Below are 20,289 nucleotides of genomic sequence, written 5' to 3'. Positions count from 1 at the left end.
CTTGAGGCGGGGTATGCCTGATTTCAAGACACTGCCCCCGCCCACCGATTGACCTGCGTCAGCGAATCATCCAGCCGATGGCTTCCCCATTAGCTACCATTTTTATAGCTTCCAGCGCTTTACCATCAAGCGCTAGCGGCTGATTTCTCTCGAAACTCCGGACCAGGTACCGGCCCAGTGGGCCCGCAGGGCCGTGCGCCGGCCGCCCCGCAAGGCCAGCAACCCCAGAAGGGCAGCCAGCCCACCCAGGCCCCCGGCCGACAGCGTGGGGATCGCCACCGGGCCAGGCGCCAGCAGCACGGGGACGACAGGGTCGTTGATGGTGCCATCCTGCGCGCCAAAGCTGTCGTCCCCCCAGCCACCGTCCGTCACATCGTAGGTCACGGTGTTGCCGCTGATCTGCAGGTTCACGGGGTCGTAGTATCGGCTGGAGGAAGGGCTGTCGGGTGTGGGCCCGTACTTCTTCACGGTGAAGCCCGTGAGGTCTGGAAAGGTCACCGCCACACGCACCGTCTCACCCGGCTGGCAATGGATGAGCCGCAGGCGGAACGCCCCGTGCGGCAAGGTGGCGCCGGGGTACGGCGCCGGCACCGCCACCGGGCCGGTGCCCGCCAGATCCAGCTGACAGCCCGTGCTGCCATCCACCACGCCCACGTTGACGGGCCCCGACCCGGTGTTCGTCGGTGTGGGCAGGGTTTCAAAACGCGCCTGCACGGTGCAGGCGGCCGTCACCGCTGCCGTGGTGTAGGTGCTACCGGCCAGGCTGCCGCCACAGCCCGCCACGGACGCGATGCGGTAACCCGCGCCGGGCGTGACGGTGAAGGCCTGCGTCTGTCCCTGCGCCACGTCGACCGTGCCGGCCGGGCCGATGCTGCCACCCGAGCCCGCCAGGGCCGTGACCGCGTGCCGGACCGTCTGGTCGCGGACCACGGTGATGGTGTACGTCCGGCGGGCCACGCCGTTCTGCGCGAGCACCTCCACCTGGATCACATTGGTACCCGGCACCAGGGCCAGGGGCGGCGTCGCGGAGCTGCTGGCCACGGGCGTGCCGTTCACGGTGATGGAGGCCCCGGCATCGGCGGCGACGGGCGTCAGGGAAAGCGCGGTCACCGCATGCGGCACGCCAGCCGCATACGCCACTACCTGCGGCTGGAACGCGGGGCTGAGGACACCCTGCGACAGCGCCAGGGAGGCCAATGCGGCATCGGCCGACGGGGAGGCATTCATCAGCACCGTGATGCCCGCGATACCGTTGGCAATGGCGACGTCCGGCCTGCCGTCGCCATTGAAATCGGCCACCGCCATCTGCTCGGCCGTGCCTCCGGCGAACCGCGCGACAGGCAGGCCCAGAGCGCCCACCCCGGCCTGCCCGCGCAGGATGGCGATCCCACCCGACGCGTCGGCGCCCACCACGTCGGGCAGCCCGTCGCCATCGAAATCCGCGGCCGCGAGCGCCTTGGCCGCGAGCCCTGCGCCGTACTGTCCCACCACGCCCAGCGCCTGCCCGGGCGCCGCGGCCAGGGACGCGATCTGCGTGCCGGCGGCCGTGAACACCCCCGCCCGCCCCGCGACGCCCCACCCCGCGACCGCGCCCAGCGGGCCAGCCGAGACAGGCAGGTAGACCGGCTCCAGCGGCTGCGAAGCGGCGGACAGCGAAGTGCCCACGGTGCCCGCCGAGGTCGCGGCCACCAGGTCGGTGCGCCCATCCTGGTTGACATCGACCGGCGCGAAGCCCCGCACGCCCTGCCACACCGTCATGTCCAGCATGTCGACGGCGCCTTGGGGCGTGACGCCCACCCATCGGATGGCTTCGAGCGAGCTGGTCGTCTCCAGCGCCCACACGGCGGCATGGGCAGGGTAGCCCGGCCCGCGAAATGTCCCGGTGACGATCGACCTGGGCGACAGCCCGGTAAAGAAACCCTGGCCCGCCAGGGAGAAGTCGCCCGCCCCCCGGCCCAGATAGACCATGACGCTCCGGTCGGTTTCGCTGACCACCGCCAGGTCCGCGTGGCCATCCCCGTCGAGGTCGCCAGCGGCCAGCGCGCGCACCTGCGCCCCGGTATCGAGCCGCGTGGACAACACGAAGCCGCCCTGGCCATCGCCCCGCAGGATCCAGACGCTGGATTCATCCGCGTAGGCGACGGCCAGGTCGATCCGCCCGTCCTCGTTGAAGTCGGCCACCGCCACAGCGCGCGCGTCCCGCTCGGGGATGCCGTAGCTGCGTGCGGCGGCAAAGCGGCCCGCGCCGTCTCCCAGCAACCGGACCATTCGCCCGCCCCACCCGTTGGCCACGGCAATGTCCGGGTGGCCGTCGCCGTTGAAATCGGCCACCGCCAGGGTGCTTTCGTCATCACCCACCGAGTACTCCTGGCCCCCTGCGTTGAAGCCGAACCCGCCACCGGCGAGGCCGGGCCACACCACAACGGTGCCGCTGGAGCGCGCGAGCACCAGGTCCGCCCGTCCATCGCCCGTGGCATCCACGATGGCAGCGCTCGAGAACCATCCGGGGGAGCCCACGCCGCGGCGTGAAAAGTTTCCCGTGCCGTCCCCGGTCAGGAGGATCGGGCTGGCCGAGGTGTTCTGCACCAGCGCCAGGATGTCCAGGTGGCCGTCTCCGTTGGCATCGCCGACGGCCACGAAAGGCACGTACTCATCGCCCGTCAGGCGCTGGGCCGCCGCGAAGCCGCCCGCGCCGTCTCCCCGCAGCCAGAAGACGCCATCGCCCGAGCCCACCACGATGTCGGCATGCCCGTCTTCATTCCAGTCGCCCGAGACGATGCGTGTCGTCGACACACCCATGCCGATCTCCGTGCGGGGACGCCCATCCAGCCGGCCTGTCCCGTCGCCCCACAGCACCGAAACCCCCTTGGCCGCGCCCGAGAAGACCGCAACGGCCACGTCCAGCCGCCCGTCGCCATCGAAGTCCGCCACCGCCAGGCCATAAGGATTGGGGCCGGCGCCGAAGGCGGTTGCTGCAGACAGCCCGCCATGGCCGTCGCCCAGGCGGACCGTGACGGTGCCTTCGTTGAAGCTGGCCACCGCGATGTCCAGATGCCCATCCCCATTGAAGTCGGCCGCCACCAGGCCGTAAGGGGCCGCGCCCACGCCGAACGAACCCGCGGCCGAAAAGCCCGCAGCGCCGCCGGTATTGAGCAGGATCCTGACGGTGTTGTCTTGCCGGTCCACCACGGCAAGGTCCGGCTGGCCGTCTTCATTGAAGTCGCCGCGCGCCGTCTCGCCGAGCAGCCCCCCCAGGGAAAGGCTGCTGGCGGCGACAAAGGCCACGTCGGCCCGGGCCGGACCCGAAAGCGCCAGCATGAGCCCCACGGCCGCCAGGCACCATCGGCACGCGCGTGAAAATGCCCGCGCTTGAAGTTCCATGACACATTCCTCCCTGTCAGCCCTCGCCGGGCAGAAGAAAGGTGCCAGCGGGACAGCAGGCGATTCTCAAAAGGGGACCAGCGCCGCACAAGTCCAAAGATTGCATCGATCTGCGAAACCGCCGGCCTGGCGCGCGGCTGCAGCGCCGGCAGCAGGGGCATTCCGGCCGGCCGGCGGGTGCGTTCAGGCGTTGGTGGCCACGATGCCCCAGCGCGCCAGCGCAGCGTCGTCGCTCACCCGCGCGTCCACCCAGCGCGCGCCCTGGGCGGTTTCTTCCTTCTTCCAGAACGGGGCCTGGGTCTTGAGGTAGTCCATGAGGAACTCGCAGGCCTGAAAGCTCTGACCCCGGTGGGCGCTGGTCACGGCCACCAGCACGATCTGGTCCAGCGGTTGCAGCAGCCCCACGCGGTGGATCACGCGGGCGCCAAAGATGTCGAAACGCCGGAACGCCTCGTCCACCATGGCCTCGATGGATTTTTCGGTCATGCCGGGGTAGTGTTCCAGCTCCATGGAGGACACCTGGTCGCCTTCGTTGCGGTCGCGCACCGTGCCCACAAAGCTGCACACCGCGCCCACGCCCTTGTTCTCGCGGCGCAGGGCGGCGATTTCGGTGGACAGGTCAAAGTCCTCGGTCTGGATGGAAACGCGGGGCAAGGTCATGGCAGAAGCTCTCTACAGGGCGAATGGCGGCAAGGCGGAATGGCGCGGCGTGGCCGCTTACGGCGAACGGTGCAGCCGTGGCGCGGCCAGCAAGGCACGCTCTTCTTCCACCACCTTGTTCAGCTGCGCCAGCGCGGGCGAAGGGGGCAGCTGGGCCAGCAGGGTCTGCAGCCGGGTGACGTCGCCGACGGTGGGTGCCACCTTGATCTGCGCGATGGCGGCGGGCAGGTTGCCGCCGCGGACCAGCGCCAGCACCTTGGAGGGCCATTCACTTTTGTTGCGTGCCATAGATTGGTAAAAAGGTTTGTCTGTACGATTCGCCCGCACTGTACCCGTACTGCAGCCACCCTCGCACCTTAAGCCCATGGCCACACAAACGATCGAGACCGATCTCTACAAGCTCTACCCGTCCCCGCGCAACACGGTCCGCGATGTGTTCAAGCACCAGGTCTTCGTGCCCCACCCCTACGCCATCATCGACCTGGAGGTGATGGAGCTGGCAGGCAAAACCACCCTGTTTGGGGCCTGCCGCCTGTCGGACATGAAAATGGGCCAGGTGGTGACCTTCGAGCTGGCCGCAGACCAGGCCAAGTTCGAGCGCCTGTTCACGCCGGACTGAAACAGCAACCCTGCACCGCAACACGCGCCATGGACCTGCAAGAATCCTTCGAAGCGCTCGACTCCCAGGCTCCGGACACCTACACCCAGGCCGTGGAGGCCTACTGCGACGGCATCCTGCGCCTGCACTGGAACGAACGGCTCATCAACAAGATCTTCGGCCGGGCGCTGCAGTCGCACGCGGCGGGCCGGCTGGTGGTGCAGCACTACCAATGGCAGCTGCGGGGCGCGCCACGCCCCACGCTGACGCTCCTGCAGCAACGCATGCCGGGGGGCGCCCGCACGCTGGCCACGTTCTTCGCCGTGCTGCGGCTGGCGGGCATGGTGGCGGTGGACACCGATCCCGCCGACCGCCGGCTCCGCTACCTCGCGCCCACCCCCCGGCTGCTGGACGGCCTGCGCACCTGGGTGCGGCACCACCTGCACTGCGCCGAGGCCCTGGGCGCCCTGCCCGCGGGCCATGCGCAGCGGCTGGACAGCGACGCGGACTACTTTGCCGCCTTTCTGGCCGGGGCCGACCACATCCTGGATCGCCTGGCCGAAACCCGGGGCCGCTTCGGCGGCTGGGACTGGTTTGACCAGCGCGAAGGCGGCGGGCGCATTGCCATGCTGCTGCTGCGCGAACACTGCCGGGTGCACCGCCCCGGCGATCAAGGGCCCAAGCCGTTTGCCCTGCGCGCCAGCGAGCTTGCGCAGCGCCTGGGCTTTTCGCACTCGCATGTGCGCAACCTGGTCAACGAGGCAACGGCGCAGGGCCACCTCACCCAGGATGCCCCCCGGGGCCTGGTCGCGCTCACGCCCCGCTTTCAGGCTGAACTGCGAATCTGGCTGCAACACCTGCTGGGCTGGTTTGCCGAGACAGCGGCCATGGCGCACAACCACCTGCAAACCTGCTCGCAAGCCCCCGCGCACCACCAAGCCGCGGATATGCAAAGCCCCTGACTGAACCGCTCTGGCGGGCATTTTTTCTGCCGCCTGATCGCTCCCACCATCTACCCAGCCATGTACGACGACAACCAGATCCACGTGCCGCCCTCCTTCATGGCGGTGTACACCGACACCCGAGGACGCCTGACGGAAAAGGCAGACGGCGTGCGCGCCCGCTACGAGCTGTGCGAAGACCTGGCGGGCCACCTGGTGGAGCACGCACAGACGCTGTACCACGTGCAGGCGCCTTCCGAGGCCGAGATCCTGCGGCGCATCCATGCGGGGCTGTGCACCCTTGAATCCGGCGTGTCGGTGCCCGAGGCCACGTGGATCGTCACGCGCCTGGCCGAACTGCTGGCGTGGCCATGCCCCGGGCTGGTGCCGCCCCAGCCTGAACCTGCACACGATGCGGCCCAGCCACCGCAGGCAGGCTGACCACTCCTGGGACACGGCAGGCGCTTCGCTATACTGCGGCGCATGTCCACACACACCCCCTTTGCCATGACCGCCGCACCTGCGGTGGCGTTGCGGTGCGTGGGCAAAGCCAAAAAACCAGAGCTCATCTGACCGGAGCTGTGGTTCCGTCCGGATGAGCGACGGAACCACCTGGTAGAGAAATTCCCTTTTTTCTTTTCTCTTTTCACTCCCCGGCATTCCGCACGCACTCCCTCCGGACGGTTCTTCCCCTGGTCGAACCCTGAAAGGATGCTTCGCATGTCTGCCACCGATACCGCCACCTCCCACCAGCCGCCGTTCAGCGGGCTCTGGATCGCCCTGGTCACGCCGTTCAAGGACGGCGCCGTGGACCATCCGGCCCTTGCCGCCCTCACCGCCCGGCTGTGTGCCGACGGTGTTTCGGGCTTCGTTGCCTGCGGCTCGACCGGTGAGGCTGCGGCCCTCGACAAGGCCGAGCAGCTGCAGGTGCTGGAAACAGTGCTCAGCGCCGCACAGGGCTTGCCCGTGGTGATGGGCGTGTCGGGCTACCACCAGGGCCGGGTGCTGGAGCAGGTGCAGGCCCTTGCGCACTACCCGGTTGCAGGCCTGCTGGTGTCCGCCCCCCACTACATCCGTCCCTCGCAAGAAGGCCTGCTGCACTGGTTCCGAACCCTGGCCGACGCCAGCGCGGCGCCCGTGCTGATTTATGACATTCCTTACCGCACGGGCGCCACGCTCACCACCGAGACGCTGCTGGCGCTGGCGGGGCATCCGCGCATCCAGGCCATCAAGGACTGCGGCGGCAACCCCGCCAAGACGCAGGCCCTGATCGCCGATGGCCGGCTGCAGGTGCTGACGGGCGAAGACGCGCAGATCTTCCATACGCTGGCCCTCGGCGGCGCGGGTGCCATCTCTGCCTGCGCGCACTGGCAGACACCGCGTTTCGTGGAGTTGATGGCCCTGCTGCGCCTGGGCGATCTGCCCGCGGCCCGCGACTTGTGGCAGGCCCTGCAACCCTGGGTGGAAGCGTGTTTTGCAGAGCCCAACCCTGCCCCGCTCAAGGCCATGCTGGCGCACGCAGGGGAGATCTGCAATGGCCTGCGGGCACCCATGACGGCGGCCTCCAAGGCATTGGAGCAGCGCCTGCGGGCGCTGCCTGGCGTCAGCCGCCCGTAACCGGAGGGAAAAATGCCACCTCGGCCCCCTCGGCCAGGGTGGCGGATTCGTCGCTCAAGGTCTGGTTGAGCGCCATGCGCACCGCCCTGCCGCGCGCCAGGCTGCTGGCGTGGGCGCCGCCGCGTGCGATGAGTTCGTCGCGCAAGGCACCCAGCGTGGTGGCGGAGGTCTCCAGTGCCTCGCTGCCCTGCCCGATGGCCTCGCGGATCGAGGCGAAGTAGCGCACGGTGATCTTTTTCATCGCCGGGCCGCCCCAAGATGAAAAGCGGCCCCCTCGGGGGGCAGCGACCACACACAGTGGGGAGCGTGGGGCTGGTTTCTCATGACAACAACTCCGCAAAGGAGATAAATCGCACCGTATCGCCAGATGCAATGGTCTGGCCCGCCGGGTTGTCCACCACGCCGTCGCCCCAGGCGGCGGAGGTGAGCACGCCCGAGCTCTGGTTGTTGAACAGCTCCAGCCCCCCCGCCGCGTTGTGCCGCACGCGCAGAAATTCGCGGCGTTTGTCGGCCTTGGGCCAGGTGAAATCAGCGCGAGCAGCCAGGGATTGAGGAGCGACGTCGTGCACACCCTGCAGGCGCAGCACAAACGGCCGCACGAGGAGCGCAAAGGTCAGGAAGCTCGACACGGGATTGCCCGGCAAGCCCATGAAATGGGCCGCACCAATGCGGCCATAGGCGAAGGGTTTGCCGGGCTTCATGGCGATCTGCCACAGGTCCAGCGTGCCCAGCGTCTCCACGGCGGGCTTGATGTGGTCTTCCTCGCCCACGCTCACGCCGCCGCTGGTCAGGATCAGGTCGTGTGCGGCACTCGCCTCGCGCAGGGCGTCGATGGTGGCGTCGCGCCGATCCGGCACGATGCCAAAGTCGGTCACCTCGCAGCCCAGGCGCAGCAGCATGGCGCGCAGGAAGAAGCGGTTGCTGTTGTAGATGGCTCCCGGCCGCATCTGCTCGGGCGGTACCTGGCCGGGCATGACGAGTTCATCGCCCGTGGAGAACAGCGCCACGCGGGGGCGGCGGGCCACCTGCAGCTGGTGCAGCCCGATGCTGGCGGCCAGCCCCAGTTCGGCCGGGGTGAGGCGTGTGCCGGCCGGCAGCACCACGGCACCCCGGGTGATGTCCTCGCCCGCACTGCGGATCCATTGGCCCCGCCGGGGCACGGCGTTGATGCGCACCTGGCCCAGGCCGTCCTCCATGGCCAGGGCTTCGCAGTCTTCCTGCATCAGGATCGCATCGGCCCCGGCAGGCACGGGCGCGCCCGTGAAGATGCGGGCGGCGCTGCCCGGCACCAGCGGATCGCCCGCGCTGCCCGCCGCAATGCGCTGCGACACGGGCAGCACCACCCCCACGGCCGCCACATCGGCGCAGCGCACCGCGTAGCCGTCCATGGAGCTGTTGTCCTGCGGGGGCACCTGCAGGGCCGAGACGCAGTCCTGCGCCAGCACGCGGCCGTCCGCATCGAAGGTGGTGACCGTCTCGGTGCCCTGCAGGGGCGCGGCCTGCGGCAGCAGGTCCTCCAACGCTGCGTCGAGGGGCTTCAAGGGGTTGTTCGGGCGGTTCATGCGAGACCGGCTCCATAGAGTTCGCAGTCGTAGTCGAAGCGGTGCTGGTTCTCGATCAGCCAGTCCACCACCTGCCCCGGCGCATTGAGGTCCAGCAAGGGCAGCTGCGTGGACACGGGCAGGCCCCGCGGTGCATCGGTGGCGATGGCGACCACGAAGTCGTCCTCGGGGTAGCGCACGGGCTTGGCCACCTGCCCGGGCTCGGGTGCACGCCACACCTCCACCTTGAGCAGGTCGCTGTCCTTGAAGCCCTCCACCAGCACCCAGTCCACGCCCGGGTACAGCTCCGCGATCAGGTGGTGCACGCTGAGCGTGGCGGGCCGCTCGAACTCGCGCACGAGCATGAGCCGCTTGTCGGAGGCCGCCACCACCTCGAAGGCGCCTGCCTCGCGGTGGCGGTAGGTGTCCTTGCCCGGATGGTCGAGGTCAAAACTGTGGTGGGCATGCTTGACCACCGACACGCGCAGCCCCCGCAGCCGCAGCTCGGGAATCAACTGCTCGACCAGCGTGGTCTTGCCACTGCCGGAAAAACCGGCGAAACCGACAACCTTCATCCACTGCTCCTTGGTTAGCTATTGTATTTATAGCTGCTAACGCTTATCAGACAAGCGCCAGGGGCATTTTTCATATCAAATCAAGCCATCCAGAGCCGTCCACCGCCTGCGCAGCGGCATAACGTCTCTGGATTGTCTGGCCACCCGCCTACAGGGCTGGCGCGCAGTGGCGCTCGATGTATTGCTTCACCAACTGCACGTTGGCAGGCATGACGTGCACCCGCTTGGGCAGGTCTTCGATGCCCGCGAACTTGGCGGGCCGCTCGGGCGCATGGCCCAGGGCTTCGACGATGGTCTCGGCGAACTTGATGGGCAGCGCGGTCTCCAGCACGATCATGGGCACCGTGGCGTCCTGGTGGTGTTCGCGCGCCACCTTCACGCCATCGGCCGTGTGGGTGTCGATGGTGACGCCATGGCGCTCATAGTTGTCCTTGATGGTGGCCAGGCGGTCGGCATGGGTGCTCTTGCCGCTTTCAAAGCCGTACTTGGTGGCGGCCTCGGCAAACAGCGGGTCGGCGCTCAAATCGAACCGGCCATATGCGGGCAGTGCTTTGGCAAACAACGCGTTCGTGCGCTGGCCGTTGCGGCCCAGCAGGTCGAAGATGAACCGCTCGAAGTTGCTGGCCTTGCTGATGTCCATCGAGGGGCTCGATGTTTCGTGTGTATCGGCCGCGGCGCGCACGCGATACGCACCAGTGCGGAAGAACTCGTCGAGCACGTCGTTCTCGTTGGTGGCCACCACCAGCTTGTCGATCGGCAGGCCCATCATGCGCGCCACATGGCCGGCGCAGACGTTGCCGAAGTTGCCCGAAGGCACCGTGAAGCTGACCTTCTGGCTGTTGTTCTCCGTGGCCTGGATGTAACCCGCGAAATAGTACACCACCTGCGCCAGCAGGCGCGCCCAGTTGATGGAATTGACGGTGCCGATCTTGTACTTGCGCTTGAAGGCCAGGTCGTTCGAGACGGCCTTGACGATGTCCTGGCAGTCGTCGAACACGCCTTCGATGGCGATGTTGTGGATGTTCTCGTCCTGCAGGCTGAACATCTGCGCCTGCTGGAAGGCGCTCATGCGGCCGTGCGGGCTGGTCATGAAGACACGCACGCCCTCTTTGCCGCGCATGGCATATTCGGCCGCGCTGCCGGTGTCACCGCTCGTGGCGCCCAGAATGTTCAGCTCTTCGCCGCGGCGCTTGAGTTCATATTCGAAGAGGTTGCCCAGCAACTGCATGGCCATGTCCTTGAAGGCCAGCGTAGGGCCGTTGGACAGGGCTTCGAGCCACAGGCCGTCTTCGAGATGGCGCAGGGGCACGATCTCGCCCGTGCCGAAGACTTCGGCCGTGTACGTCTTGGCGCACAGGGCCTTCAGGTCTGCAGCGGGGATGTCGTCGATGTACAGCGACAGGATCTGGAAGGCCAGCTCGGCGTAGCCCTGCTCGTGGTAGGCCTTGCGCAGGCGCGTGAGCATGGCGTCGTTGACCTGCGGGTAGTGCTCGGGCAGGTACAGGCCGCCATCGGGGGCTAGGCCTTCGAGCAGGATGTCGCAGAAATGCTTGCGGTCGGCATGGCCGCGGGTACTGATGTATTTCATGAGGTTTCCGTCTGTGATCACAAGCTGATGCCGTATACCCGGATATCGATGTATAGACGCGAGGCAATTAGCAAAAAAAAGCCACTGACCAGCACGAGCCAATGCAGTGCCCGATCGATCCGATTGTCCGTGCGATCAAGCAATACAAAATACAGCCATGCAGCGAGGAAGCTACCAAAGCCGTTGAGAATCGCATCGACGCGCGGCATGGACCTGAAGAGTGCAAGCCCCACCAACAACCCAAACCAGAACGCCAAATGCCATCGTGGTAACTCTACCAACGACAGTCGCAGCAAGGCGGCAAGGGTCAGCGCAGCAACCAGTGTGGGCATGGCTATCGCCTAGCGAACGCACCAAAGGTTAATTGAGTTCCTCTTTGCGGATGCGCGTGATGGGCGCCAGCACCGTGGGCAGGGCCTGCATCTGGGCGATGACGGCGTCCATGGTGCCTTCGCGGGTGTCGTGCGTGAGGATGATGAGGTCGGTCTGGGTGGAGCCTTCGCCGCCCACTTCATCGGCCTCGCGCTGCAGCACCGCGTCGATGCTCACGCCCGCCTCGGCCAGCAGGCCCGTGACCTTGGCGAGCACGCCGGCCTGGTCGGCCACGCGCAGGCGCAGGTAGTAGCTGGTGACCACTTCGCTCATGGGCAGCACCGGCGACGCGCCCATGGCGTCGGTCAGCGTGTGCGGCTGGAAGGCCAGGTGCGGCACGCGGTGCTCGGGGTCGGCCGTGTGCAGGCGGGCGATGTCCACCAGATCGGCGATCACGGCGCTGGCGGTGGGCTCGCTGCCCGCGCCCTTGCCGTAGTACAGCGTGGTGCCCACGGCATCCCCCTGCACCACCACGGCGTTCATGGCGCCCTCCACGTTGGCGATGAGGCGCTTGGAAGGCACCAGGCTCGGGTGCACGCGCAGTTCGATGCCCTTGTCGGCGCGCTTGGTGATGCCCAGGAGCTTGATGCGGTAGCCCAATTGCTCGGCGTACCTGATGTCGGCGGCACCGAGCTTGGTGATGCCTTCGACATAAGCCTTGTCGAACTGCACCGGGATGCCGAAGGCGATGGCGCTCATCAGCGTGACCTTGTGCGCGGCATCCACGCCTTCGATGTCGAAGGTGGGGTCGGCTTCGGCGTAGCCCAGGCGCTGGGCTTCCTTGAGCACCACGTCGAAGTCCAGGCCCTTGCTGCGCATCTCCGACAGGATGAAGTTGGTGGTGCCGTTGATGATGCCCGCGATCCACTGGATGCGGTTGGCGGTGAGGCCTTCGCGCAGCGCCTTGATGATGGGGATGCCCCCCGCCACGGCGGCCTCGAAGGCCACCATCACGCCCTTGGCCGATGCGGCCGCGAAGATCTCGGTGCCGTGCACGGCCAGCAACGCCTTGTTGGCGGTGACCACGTGCTTGCCGGCGGCGATAGCCTCCAGCACCAGTGCGCGGGCGATGCCGTAGCCGCCGATGAGTTCGATGACGATGTCGATGTCGGGGTTGGCGATGACGGCGCGGGCATCGTTGACGACCTGGATGCCGGCGCCCACGACCGATCTGGCACGCTCCACGTCCAGATCGGCCACCATGGTGATCTCGATGCCACGGCCAGCGCGGCGGCTGATCTCGTCCTGGTTGCGTTGCAACACGTTGAATACGCCGCTGCCGACGGTGCCGATGCCCAGAAGGCCTACTTGGATGGGTTTCATAGCCATGGTGGTGGAGTAACTAAGGATTTTTTAAAGGAACCAGGAGCGATGGGGTGCAGCACCCGGATCACCGCGTGACATAGGTGGGCAATTGCCATGCGCCACCGGCAAAGCCACGGCACATGCTGTCTCCGGATTCGCTGGCCAGCACAAAGCCCTGGCCATCGAACTGCCACTGGCGCACCCACCAGCAGTCGCCGATGCCGCGCCCTTTCATCGCCGAATGCACGCTGCCCGTGGCGGGGTCGAAGTCCCCGTCCACATCGGCCAGGAACACTGGCTTGTGGGGAGGCCGGTCGCTGGCGATCCAGAGCAGGCTGCTGAAGTTGTAGGCTCCCATGCCGCAGGGCACGGACAGCAGCACCTTGCGCTCCGTCAGGCGGTGCACCTGCGCATTGGCCGGGTTGAACGGGTCGCCATTGCACTGGTCTTCCACGCTGGCACGGTCCAGCGCCGCGAGCAGGGGCTTGGCCAGGGCGGCATCCCCCGGGCGCGTGGGCAGCGGGCTCACGGCCTTGACCACCGGGGCCGGCACGGGTGGCAGCACGGAAGACTCGGGCCGCGTGCCACGGCGCACCAGCGCGCCCGGGGTGCCCACGCGGCCCTGGGCCTCGTCCATCTTGAGCAGCACGGCACTGGCCCCGGCGAGCGAAAGCGCCCACTGGTCCTTGCCAGCGCTCACGGTGGCCTCTTCATTCTTGAGCAGTTCCTGCAGCAGGCGGGGCACCTGGTCCGCGGGCACCTGCGGGGCGCCGCCTTTCAGCCCGACCAGCGACAGCCTGCCCACCTTGAGGTGCAGCGCGGCGGGGCTGGCTTTTTCCGTGGACACCTGCAGATCGACCCGCACCGGCGTGCCGGGCCCGGCTTCGCGCACCAGGAGGATGGAGACGGGCCCGGAGTCGCCGGACTCGGACTGGTAGCCCACGGCCCGGCAGGCGAGGGTGTTGTCGCATTGCAGGGCCCAGTCCTTGTGCCGGAAGCTGACGGCGCCCTTGCCATCCGCCTGCGCAGGCGGCAGGAATGCGGCGGCGAGCGCCAGCGCATACGCCAGGAACACCCCGGTGCGGCAGGCAGCTGAGCGGATGCGCATGGAGCAGGCCTTCACGCCGCGGCGCGCCGCCTCATGCGGCCACCGCAGCCGCCTGCGCGCGCTTGCGGTATTGCTCCAGGAAGCGCGCCACGCGGCCGATGGCGTCGCGCAGGTCGTCTTCGTGGGGCAGGAATACGATGCGGAAATGGTCCGGCGCGGCCCAGTTGAAGCCCGTGCCCTGCACCAGCATGACCTTGGTCTCCTGCAGAAGCTCCAGGAAGAACTGCTGGTCGTCCGCGATGGGATAGACCGCAGGGTCCAGGCGAGGAAACATGTACAGCGCCGCACGCGGCTTCACGCAGGTGACGCCGGGGATGGCGGTGATGAGCTCATACGCCAGATCACGCTGCTTGCGCAGGCGCCCGCCTTCGTTCACCAGCTCATTGATGCTCTGGTAGCCGCCCAGCGCCGTCTGCACCGCCCACTGGCCCGGCACGTTGGCGCACAGGCGCATGTTCGAAAGCATGTTCAGGCCCTCGATGTAGTCCCTGGCGGGCTTCTTGTCGCCCGACACCACCAGCCAGCCGGCGCGGTAGCCGCAGGAGCGGTAGCTCTTGGACAGCGAGTTGAAGGTGAGCGTGAGCACGTCCTCGCTCAGCGAGCCAATGGCCGTGTGCTTGGCGCCGTCGTACAGCACCTTGTCGTACACCTCGTCGGCAAAGATCACCAGGCCATGCTCGCGCGCGATGGCCACGATGCCCTTGAGCAGATCGTCCGAATACAGCGCGCCCGTGGGATTGTTCGGGTTGATGACCACGATGCCCTTGGTGCGGGGCGTGATCCTCGCGCGGATGTCATCGAGGTCCGGCATCCAGCCATTGGCCTCGTCGCACAGGTAGTGCACGGGCGTACCGCCCGACAGGCTGGCGGCCGCCGTCCACAGCGGGTAGTCGGGTGACGGCAGCAGCAGTTCGTCGCCGTTGTCCAGCAGGGCATTGGTGGCCATCACGATGAGTTCGCTGGCGCCGTTGCCCAGGTAGATGTCATCGAGCATCACGCCCTTGATGCCCTGCTTTTGCGTCTCGTGCATCACCGCCTTGCGCGCCGCGAAAATGCCCTTGCTGTCCGAGTAACCCGCCGAATTGGGCAGGTTGCGGATCATGTCCAGCTGGATTTCCTCGGGCGCATCGAAGCCGAACACGGCCAGGTTGCCGATATTGAGCTTGATGATCTTGTGGCCGTCTTCCTCCATCTGCTTGGCCGCGTCCATGATGGGCCCCCGGATGTCGTAGCAGACGTTGGCGAGCTTGGCGGATTTTTGGACGGTTTTCATGCGCTGACGGTGGTGCAGTGAGGTCAGGTGGCGGCCAGAGCGGCTGGCACCTTGGCGAAACCTATAATTTGACCACAGATCACCACCGCTGCCGGGCCGTGTGCCCTTGCGCACCCGCTGCGCCAGCGCCTGCAACCCGCACCAACGCCCATGAAATTCCAGCCCGACCGCTCGAACGCACAGACCATCAGCGGCTACGGCCCCGGCTGGATCGGCATCGACGCGGAAAAGATCACCCACAGCGTCATCGTGGGGTCTGGCGGATTGCGCCAGGCGTGGCCGTGTGCCCGCTTCGAAGACCTGACGCCGGAACACTTCGCACAGCTGGCGCAACTGGAGACGGAACTCATCATCTTCGGCAGCGGCACGCGCAACCGCTTTCCGCCGCCGGCCTGGCTCGCCCCCCTCATTGCGCGGAGGCTGGGCCTGGAGACCATGGACACGCCCGCGGCCTGCCGCACCTACAACATCCTGGCCAGCGAAGGCCGCAACGTGGTGGCCGCGCTGATCCTGGAAGACTGAAACGCCGCCAGAGGGCAGGCCGCCCGCCGGCGAAGACCCGGCTCCCCAGCCCCGCAGCGCCACGGCAGCCCCTCCCTCCATACCCGCAGACGCCGACGCGGACACACTGTCTTACATTTGGCTGGCAATCGATTTCGGGGTAAAATCACCGGTTGCGGTCGGGGGCACTTCCAAGAGCAATAACACACCCGCTCCCCCGGCTTACCAACGACTACATCCTGAGAGATTGAAGTGATATGGCGATCGTTGTCAACAAACCCCTCCCTGAATTTGAAGCCAACGCAACCGGTGGTATCAAGGTTTCCAATACCTCCCACCTTGGCCAGATTCTGGTTCTCTACTTCTATCCCAAGGACAACACGCCTGGCTGCACGACGGAGGCCATGCAGTTCCGCGACAAGTACAAGGACTTCGTGAAGGCAGGCGCCGCGGTGTTCGGCGTTTCGCGCGACAACATGAAGTCGCACGACGATTTCAAGGAAAAGCTGGAACTGCCCTTCGAACTGATCGCCGACACCGAAGAGAAGATGTGCCACATGTTCGGCGTGGTCAAGAACAAGATCATGTACGGCAAGAAGGTCAAGGGCATCGAGCGCAGCACCTTCCTGATCGGCCCCGATGGCCTGCTGGTGCAAGAGTGGCGCGGCCTGAAAGTGCCGGGCCACGTGGACGAAGTCCTGAAGGCCGTCAAATCCATCAAGGCCCTGAAAAAAGCCGCCTGATCCGCACCTTGGGGCTTCAAAGCGACAACCCGCTGGTTTTGCCCAAGCAAGACATCGCGAGTAGGCATAATGGATTTATGCCCCTGGTTACCGCAACGCCTGCCCCCTGCCACCCCAAAGCCGCCTTGGTCTCCAGGCGGCTTTTTGCTTTCTGACCGTCTTTCCCATTACCGACCGAGGCCCCGCCACCATGCCCCTGCCCCCCGCCCCCAGCCGGCGCGCCGCACTCCTCGCGCCAGAAGCCTTTGAAGTCGCAGCCCGCCCCCGGGTGTCGCAAGCCTCCGCCAATGAACCCGTTGTGGCGCCACCAGCACGTGCGGCCACACCCGCTGCCCGCTCGGGGCGCAAGGCGGACAGCGTGGCTTCGGCCACGGCCGCACCGAGCACGGCACCCCTTGTCCAGGTGGAGACCCGCTCCCGCGCGCCGGAGCCCGCAGCCGTGCCCGCCTCCCGCCCGACCAGCACCCGCAAGGCACGCACCACCGGCGGCAACTCCGTGGCGGCCGGCGCTGCTGCCGCACCCGCCAGCACGCGCGGCAGAAAGTCCGCGCCGCAAGGTCCCACCAAGCTCTTCGTGCTGGACACCAACGTGCTGCTGCACGACCCGACCAGCCTGTTCCGCTTCGAGGAACACGACATCTTCCTGCCGATGATCGTGCTGGAAGAACTCGACGGCCACAAGAAGGGCATGACCGAAGTGGCCCGCAATGGCCGCCAGGCCAGCCGCACGCTGGATGCGCTGGCAGCCGCACAAGGCGCCGACATCGCGCGCGGCCTGAAACTTGACTCCACGGGGCAGCGCGCGGCCGGCGGCTGCCTGTATTTCCAGACCGCGCCCCTGGACTACAGCCTGCCCACCAGCCTGCCACCGGGCAAGGCCGACAACCAGATCCTGGGCGTGGTCGAGGCCCTGCGCAAGCTGCACGCCCCGCGTGAAGTGGTGCTGGTGTCCAAGGACATCAACATGCGCGTGAAGGCGCGCGCGCTGGGCCTGACGGCGGAGGACTACCAGAACGACAAGACGCTGGAGGACGGCGACCTGCTCTACGCCGGTGTGCTGGCCCTGCCCCCGGACTTCTGGGCCAAGAGCGGCAAGAACGTCGAAAGCTGGCAAAGCGGCGCGCACACCTACTACCGCATCGGCGGGCCCATCGTGCCGCAGCTGATGATCAACCAGTTCGTGTACTTCGAAGCGCCCGGCGAGCCCAGCCTGTTCGCCCGTGTGAGCGAGATCCGCGAGAAGACGGCGGTGCTGCAGACGCTCAAGGACTACGGCTCGGCCAAGCACGCGGTGTGGGGCGTGACCACGCGCAACCGCGAGCAGAACTACGCCATGAACCTGCTCATGGACCCCGAGATCGACTTCGTGACCCTGACGGGCACGGCGGGCACCGGCAAGACCCTGCTGGCCCTGGCCGCGGGCCTGACCCAGGTGCTGGACGACCGCCGCTACACCGAGATCATCATGACCCGCGCCACGGTGAGCGTGGGCGAGGACATCGGCTTCCTGCCCGGCACCGAGGAGGAAAAGATGGGCCCCTGGATGGGCGCGCTGGACGACAACCTGGAGTTCCTGGCCAAGGGCGACGGCGGCAATGCGGGCGAGTGGGGCCGCGCGGCCACCAACGAACTCATCCGCAGCCGCATCAAGATCAAGAGCATGAACTTCATGCGCGGGCGCACCTTCCTGAACAAGTACGTGATCATCGACGAGGCACAGAACCTGACGCCCAAGCAGATGAAGACGCTGATCACCCGGGCCGGCCCCGGCACCAAGATCATCTGCATGGGCAACCTAGCGCAGATCGACACGCCCTACCTCACCGAAGGCTCGTCAGGCCTGACCTACGCCGTGGACCGCTTCAAGGGCTGGCCACACAGCGGGCACATCACGCTGGCGCGCGGCGAGCGCTCGCGCCTGGCGGACTTCGCCAGCGAGGTGCTCTGAGTTGGCGGCGGGCTGGGTCGCGGCACTGAAACTGGTGCCCTGGGGCGACGTCATCGAGGCGACGCCCCAGATCCTGCAGGCGGCCAGGAAGCTGCTGGGCACCACGCAAAAAGGGAATGCCGATGCTGCGGCAGGTGCACTCGAGAGTGCCGGCGGCGAGCCCGCCATTCCGGTCGCGCTGCAGTTGCAGCATCTGCGGGACCGCGTCGCGCGGCTGGAGCAGGAGCAGCAGGAATCAGCGGTGCTGATCCAGTCCCTGGCCGAACAGAACGCCCAGGTGGTGCAGGCGGTGGAAGTGCTGCGCCAGCGCCACCGGCGGCTCACGGTGGCCATGGGTGTTCTGGCGGCCGGCTGCGCTGGCTTGCTGGTGTGGGCGCTGCGACAGTAAGGGCAACCACCACACAACTCAGCAGCCACGCAGGCGTTGCACAGTCCCTCACCCGGGTACTGCGAGATTGCTATCAATTCAATAGCTTCCAGCGCTTATACAACAAGCGCTGGCAGCTATTTTCATTAGAAATCGTCGCCCGAGCCCATCGCCAGGTTCTCGAAACGCGTCTGGTTCTTCTGGAAGAACAGTTTCACGGTGCCGGTGGGGCCGTTCCGCTGCTTGCCGATGATGACCTCCGCGACGTTGGGCTCCTTCGAGTCCTTGTTGTAGTAGTCGTCGCGGTAGATGAACATGATGATGTCGGCATCCTGCTCGATGGCGCCGGATTCGCGCAGGTCGGACATCATGGGGCGTTTGTCGGTGCGCTGCTCCACCGAGCGGTTGAGCTGCGACAGCGCGATCACCGGGCACTGCAGTTCCTTGGCCAGCATCTTGAGGCCCCGGGAGATTTCGCCCAGCTCAGTGGCACGGTTGTCGGAGCTGCCGGCCCCCGAGCCGCTCATGAGCTGCAGGTAATCCACCACGATCAGTCCGAGCTTGCCGCATTGGCGCGCGAGGCGCCGGGCGTTCGCGCGCAGCTCGCCAGGTGTCAGGCCCGGCGTCTCGTCGATGTGCAGCGACACGGTGCGCAGCTTTTCGATCGCCTCGGTCAGGCGGGGCCACTCGTCGTCGGTCAGCTTGCCCGTGCGCAGGTTGCCCTGGTTCACGCGGCCGATGGAACCCACGATACGCACCGCCAGTTGGGCGGCGCCCATTTCCATCGAGAAGATGGCGACCGGCAGGCCTTCGTTGAGCGCCACGTGCTCGGCGATGTTCACCGCGAACGAGGTCTTGCCCATGGACGGACGCGCCGCCAGCACCACCATGTCGCCCGCCTGCAGGCCCGAGGTCATGCGGTCCAGATCGGCAAAGCCGGTGGGAACGCCAGTCACGTCCACCGGGTTGTCCGCCATCTCCTGCACCCGGTCGAGCAGGTCGATCACCAGGGTGTCGAGCGACTGGAAGCCCTGCTTGGTGCGGGAACCCTCCTCCCCGATCGCAAAGATCTTGGCCTCGGCCTCGTCCAGGATGCGCTCGACCGTCTTGCCCTGCGGGTTGAACGCATTGGTGGAGATTTCATCGCTGGCCGTGACCAGCTTGCGCAGGATGGCGCGCTCGCGCACGATTTCCGCATAGCGGCGGATGTTGCTGGCGCTGGGTACGTACTGGGCCAGGTTGTTCAGGTAGGCCAGCCCGCCCATTTCCTGCGCCTTGCCCTGGTTTTGCAGGTGCTCGAAGACGGTGATGACGTCGGCCGGCTTGCTGGCATTGATCAGCGCACCGATGGCCGAATACACCATCTGGTGCTCGTGCCGGTAGAAGTGGCTCTCCACCAGCAGGTCGCCCACGCGGTCCCAGGCGTTGTTGTCCAGCAGCAGGCCGCCGAGCACGCTGGATTCGGCCTCGATGGAGTGCGGCGGCACGCGCAGCTGCGCCACTTCACGGTCGGGCACGGGCGTGAAGCCATCATCAAGGGCAGGAAAGACGGCGGACATGGGCAACAGTTTCTTGAAAGCGGAAAGGGATGCGTCGACGGCCGGCTGGGCGCGTGGTCCGGCGGCAAACCGCAGCGCACGGCAAGCCTTGCATGCTAGCGTGCGCACGGCGCGCCGTCATGGCACAAGTCTGTGGATAACGGGTGGGCAGCCGGTGGGCAAGCCTGTATGGCGCAGTGGGGCCAAAAAAACAAAGGCCGCCCGAAGGCGGC

The 20,289-nt window shown here is 67.0% G+C and carries 20 protein-coding genes; 8 read left to right on the top strand and 12 right to left on the bottom strand.

Annotated elements, in window-relative coordinates:
- Window positions 1-132: 132 nt before the first annotated feature.
- From AC07OC_RS15140 to AC07OC_RS15130, 3 genes are all read right to left on the bottom strand, one after another.
- Window positions 133-3,381 (bottom strand): IPTL-CTERM sorting domain-containing protein, encoded by a 3,249-nt coding sequence (locus tag AC07OC_RS15140; RefSeq protein WP_218340142.1) that lies wholly within the window; start codon window positions 3,379-3,381, stop codon window positions 133-135.
- 183 nt (window positions 3,382-3,564) lie between these two features.
- On the bottom strand, window positions 3,565-4,041 hold the full coding sequence (locus AC07OC_RS15135; protein ID WP_218340141.1) for a molybdenum cofactor biosynthesis protein MoaE: 477 nt from the start codon (window positions 4,039-4,041) through the stop codon (window positions 3,565-3,567).
- 57 nt (window positions 4,042-4,098) lie between these two features.
- The gene (locus tag AC07OC_RS15130) at window positions 4,099-4,329 is read right to left on the bottom strand and encodes a hypothetical protein (RefSeq protein ID WP_218295540.1); all 231 of its coding nucleotides are present in this window, start codon (window positions 4,327-4,329) and stop codon (window positions 4,099-4,101) included.
- 76 nt (window positions 4,330-4,405) lie between these two features.
- On the opposite strand from AC07OC_RS15130, the gene AC07OC_RS15125 reads away from it, so the two are divergent.
- The 4 genes from AC07OC_RS15125 (at window position 4,406) to dapA (ending at window position 7,197) form a co-directional block, all read left to right on the top strand.
- Window positions 4,406-4,660, top strand: a complete 255-nt coding sequence (locus AC07OC_RS15125) for a hypothetical protein (protein ID WP_218295541.1) — start codon at window positions 4,406-4,408, stop codon at window positions 4,658-4,660.
- Window positions 4,661-4,689: 29 nt separating this feature from the next.
- Complete coding sequence (locus AC07OC_RS15120; RefSeq protein ID WP_494601628.1) at window positions 4,690-5,601, top strand: hypothetical protein; 912 nt, start codon at window positions 4,690-4,692, stop codon at window positions 5,599-5,601.
- Window positions 5,602-5,661: 60 nt separating this feature from the next.
- Complete coding sequence (locus tag AC07OC_RS15115) at window positions 5,662-6,021, top strand: hypothetical protein (protein ID WP_218295543.1); 360 nt, start codon at window positions 5,662-5,664, stop codon at window positions 6,019-6,021.
- A gap of 279 nt (window positions 6,022-6,300) precedes the next feature.
- Window positions 6,301-7,197 carry a 4-hydroxy-tetrahydrodipicolinate synthase gene (gene dapA, locus AC07OC_RS15110; protein ID WP_218340139.1) on the top strand — a complete coding sequence of 299 codons (897 nt, stop codon included), beginning with the start codon at window positions 6,301-6,303 and terminating at the stop codon, window positions 7,195-7,197.
- Here the strand turns inward: dapA and moaD are convergent.
- From moaD to AC07OC_RS15070, 8 genes are all read right to left on the bottom strand, one after another.
- Window positions 7,184-7,438, bottom strand: a complete 255-nt coding sequence (gene moaD, locus AC07OC_RS15105) for a molybdopterin converting factor subunit 1 (protein WP_218295545.1) — start codon at window positions 7,436-7,438, stop codon at window positions 7,184-7,186. The genes dapA and moaD overlap by 14 nt on opposite strands.
- Before the next feature lie 79 nt (window positions 7,439-7,517).
- Window positions 7,518-8,759 carry a molybdopterin molybdotransferase MoeA gene (locus tag AC07OC_RS15100; protein ID WP_218340138.1) on the bottom strand — a complete coding sequence of 414 codons (1,242 nt, stop codon included), beginning with the start codon at window positions 8,757-8,759 and terminating at the stop codon, window positions 7,518-7,520.
- Window positions 8,756-9,313 (bottom strand): molybdopterin-guanine dinucleotide biosynthesis protein B, encoded by a 558-nt coding sequence (gene mobB / locus AC07OC_RS15095; RefSeq protein WP_218340137.1) that lies wholly within the window; start codon window positions 9,311-9,313, stop codon window positions 8,756-8,758. Before mobB ends, AC07OC_RS15100 begins: the two co-directional genes overlap by 4 nt.
- Before the next feature lie 148 nt (window positions 9,314-9,461).
- The gene (gene thrC, locus AC07OC_RS15090) at window positions 9,462-10,901 is read right to left on the bottom strand and encodes a threonine synthase (RefSeq protein ID WP_218340136.1); all 1,440 of its coding nucleotides are present in this window, start codon (window positions 10,899-10,901) and stop codon (window positions 9,462-9,464) included.
- 17 nt (window positions 10,902-10,918) lie between these two features.
- Window positions 10,919-11,233 (bottom strand): response regulator, encoded by a 315-nt coding sequence (locus AC07OC_RS15085; RefSeq protein ID WP_218340135.1) that lies wholly within the window; start codon window positions 11,231-11,233, stop codon window positions 10,919-10,921.
- A 28-nt stretch (window positions 11,234-11,261) separates the two neighbouring features.
- Complete coding sequence (locus AC07OC_RS15080; protein WP_218340134.1) at window positions 11,262-12,596, bottom strand: homoserine dehydrogenase; 1,335 nt, start codon at window positions 12,594-12,596, stop codon at window positions 11,262-11,264.
- A gap of 67 nt (window positions 12,597-12,663) precedes the next feature.
- Window positions 12,664-13,686 carry a DUF1176 domain-containing protein gene (locus AC07OC_RS15075; RefSeq protein WP_218340133.1) on the bottom strand — a complete coding sequence of 341 codons (1,023 nt, stop codon included), beginning with the start codon at window positions 13,684-13,686 and terminating at the stop codon, window positions 12,664-12,666.
- Window positions 13,687-13,717: 31 nt separating this feature from the next.
- Window positions 13,718-14,959 carry a pyridoxal phosphate-dependent aminotransferase gene (locus tag AC07OC_RS15070; RefSeq protein ID WP_218340132.1) on the bottom strand — a complete coding sequence of 414 codons (1,242 nt, stop codon included), beginning with the start codon at window positions 14,957-14,959 and terminating at the stop codon, window positions 13,718-13,720.
- A 150-nt stretch (window positions 14,960-15,109) separates the two neighbouring features.
- Here AC07OC_RS15070 and AC07OC_RS15065 point away from each other — a divergent pair, with 150 nt between their 5' ends.
- From AC07OC_RS15065 to AC07OC_RS15050, 4 genes are all read left to right on the top strand, one after another.
- Window positions 15,110-15,481, top strand: a complete 372-nt coding sequence (locus AC07OC_RS15065; RefSeq protein ID WP_218295551.1) for an Mth938-like domain-containing protein — start codon at window positions 15,110-15,112, stop codon at window positions 15,479-15,481.
- A 236-nt stretch (window positions 15,482-15,717) separates the two neighbouring features.
- Window positions 15,718-16,203, top strand: a complete 486-nt coding sequence (locus AC07OC_RS15060) for a peroxiredoxin (RefSeq protein ID WP_184858228.1) — start codon at window positions 15,718-15,720, stop codon at window positions 16,201-16,203.
- A gap of 190 nt (window positions 16,204-16,393) precedes the next feature.
- Complete coding sequence (locus AC07OC_RS15055) at window positions 16,394-18,151, top strand: PhoH family protein (protein ID WP_218340131.1); 1,758 nt, start codon at window positions 16,394-16,396, stop codon at window positions 18,149-18,151.
- 1 nt (window position 18,152) lies between these two features.
- Window positions 18,153-18,539, top strand: coding sequence for a hypothetical protein (locus AC07OC_RS15050; RefSeq protein ID WP_218340130.1), 387 nt, complete (start codon window positions 18,153-18,155; stop codon window positions 18,537-18,539).
- Window positions 18,540-18,664: 125 nt separating this feature from the next.
- Here the strand turns inward: AC07OC_RS15050 and dnaB are convergent, their stop codons facing one another.
- Window positions 18,665-20,077, bottom strand: coding sequence for a replicative DNA helicase (gene dnaB / locus AC07OC_RS15045; protein ID WP_218295554.1), 1,413 nt, complete (start codon window positions 20,075-20,077; stop codon window positions 18,665-18,667).
- Window positions 20,078-20,289 lie beyond the last annotated feature (212 nt).

It is taken from the genome of Acidovorax sp. GW821-FHT10E04, from assembly GCF_059415185.1.
Note: the sequence above shows the minus strand (reverse complement) of the source record. Positions and strands in the feature narration are given on the sequence as shown.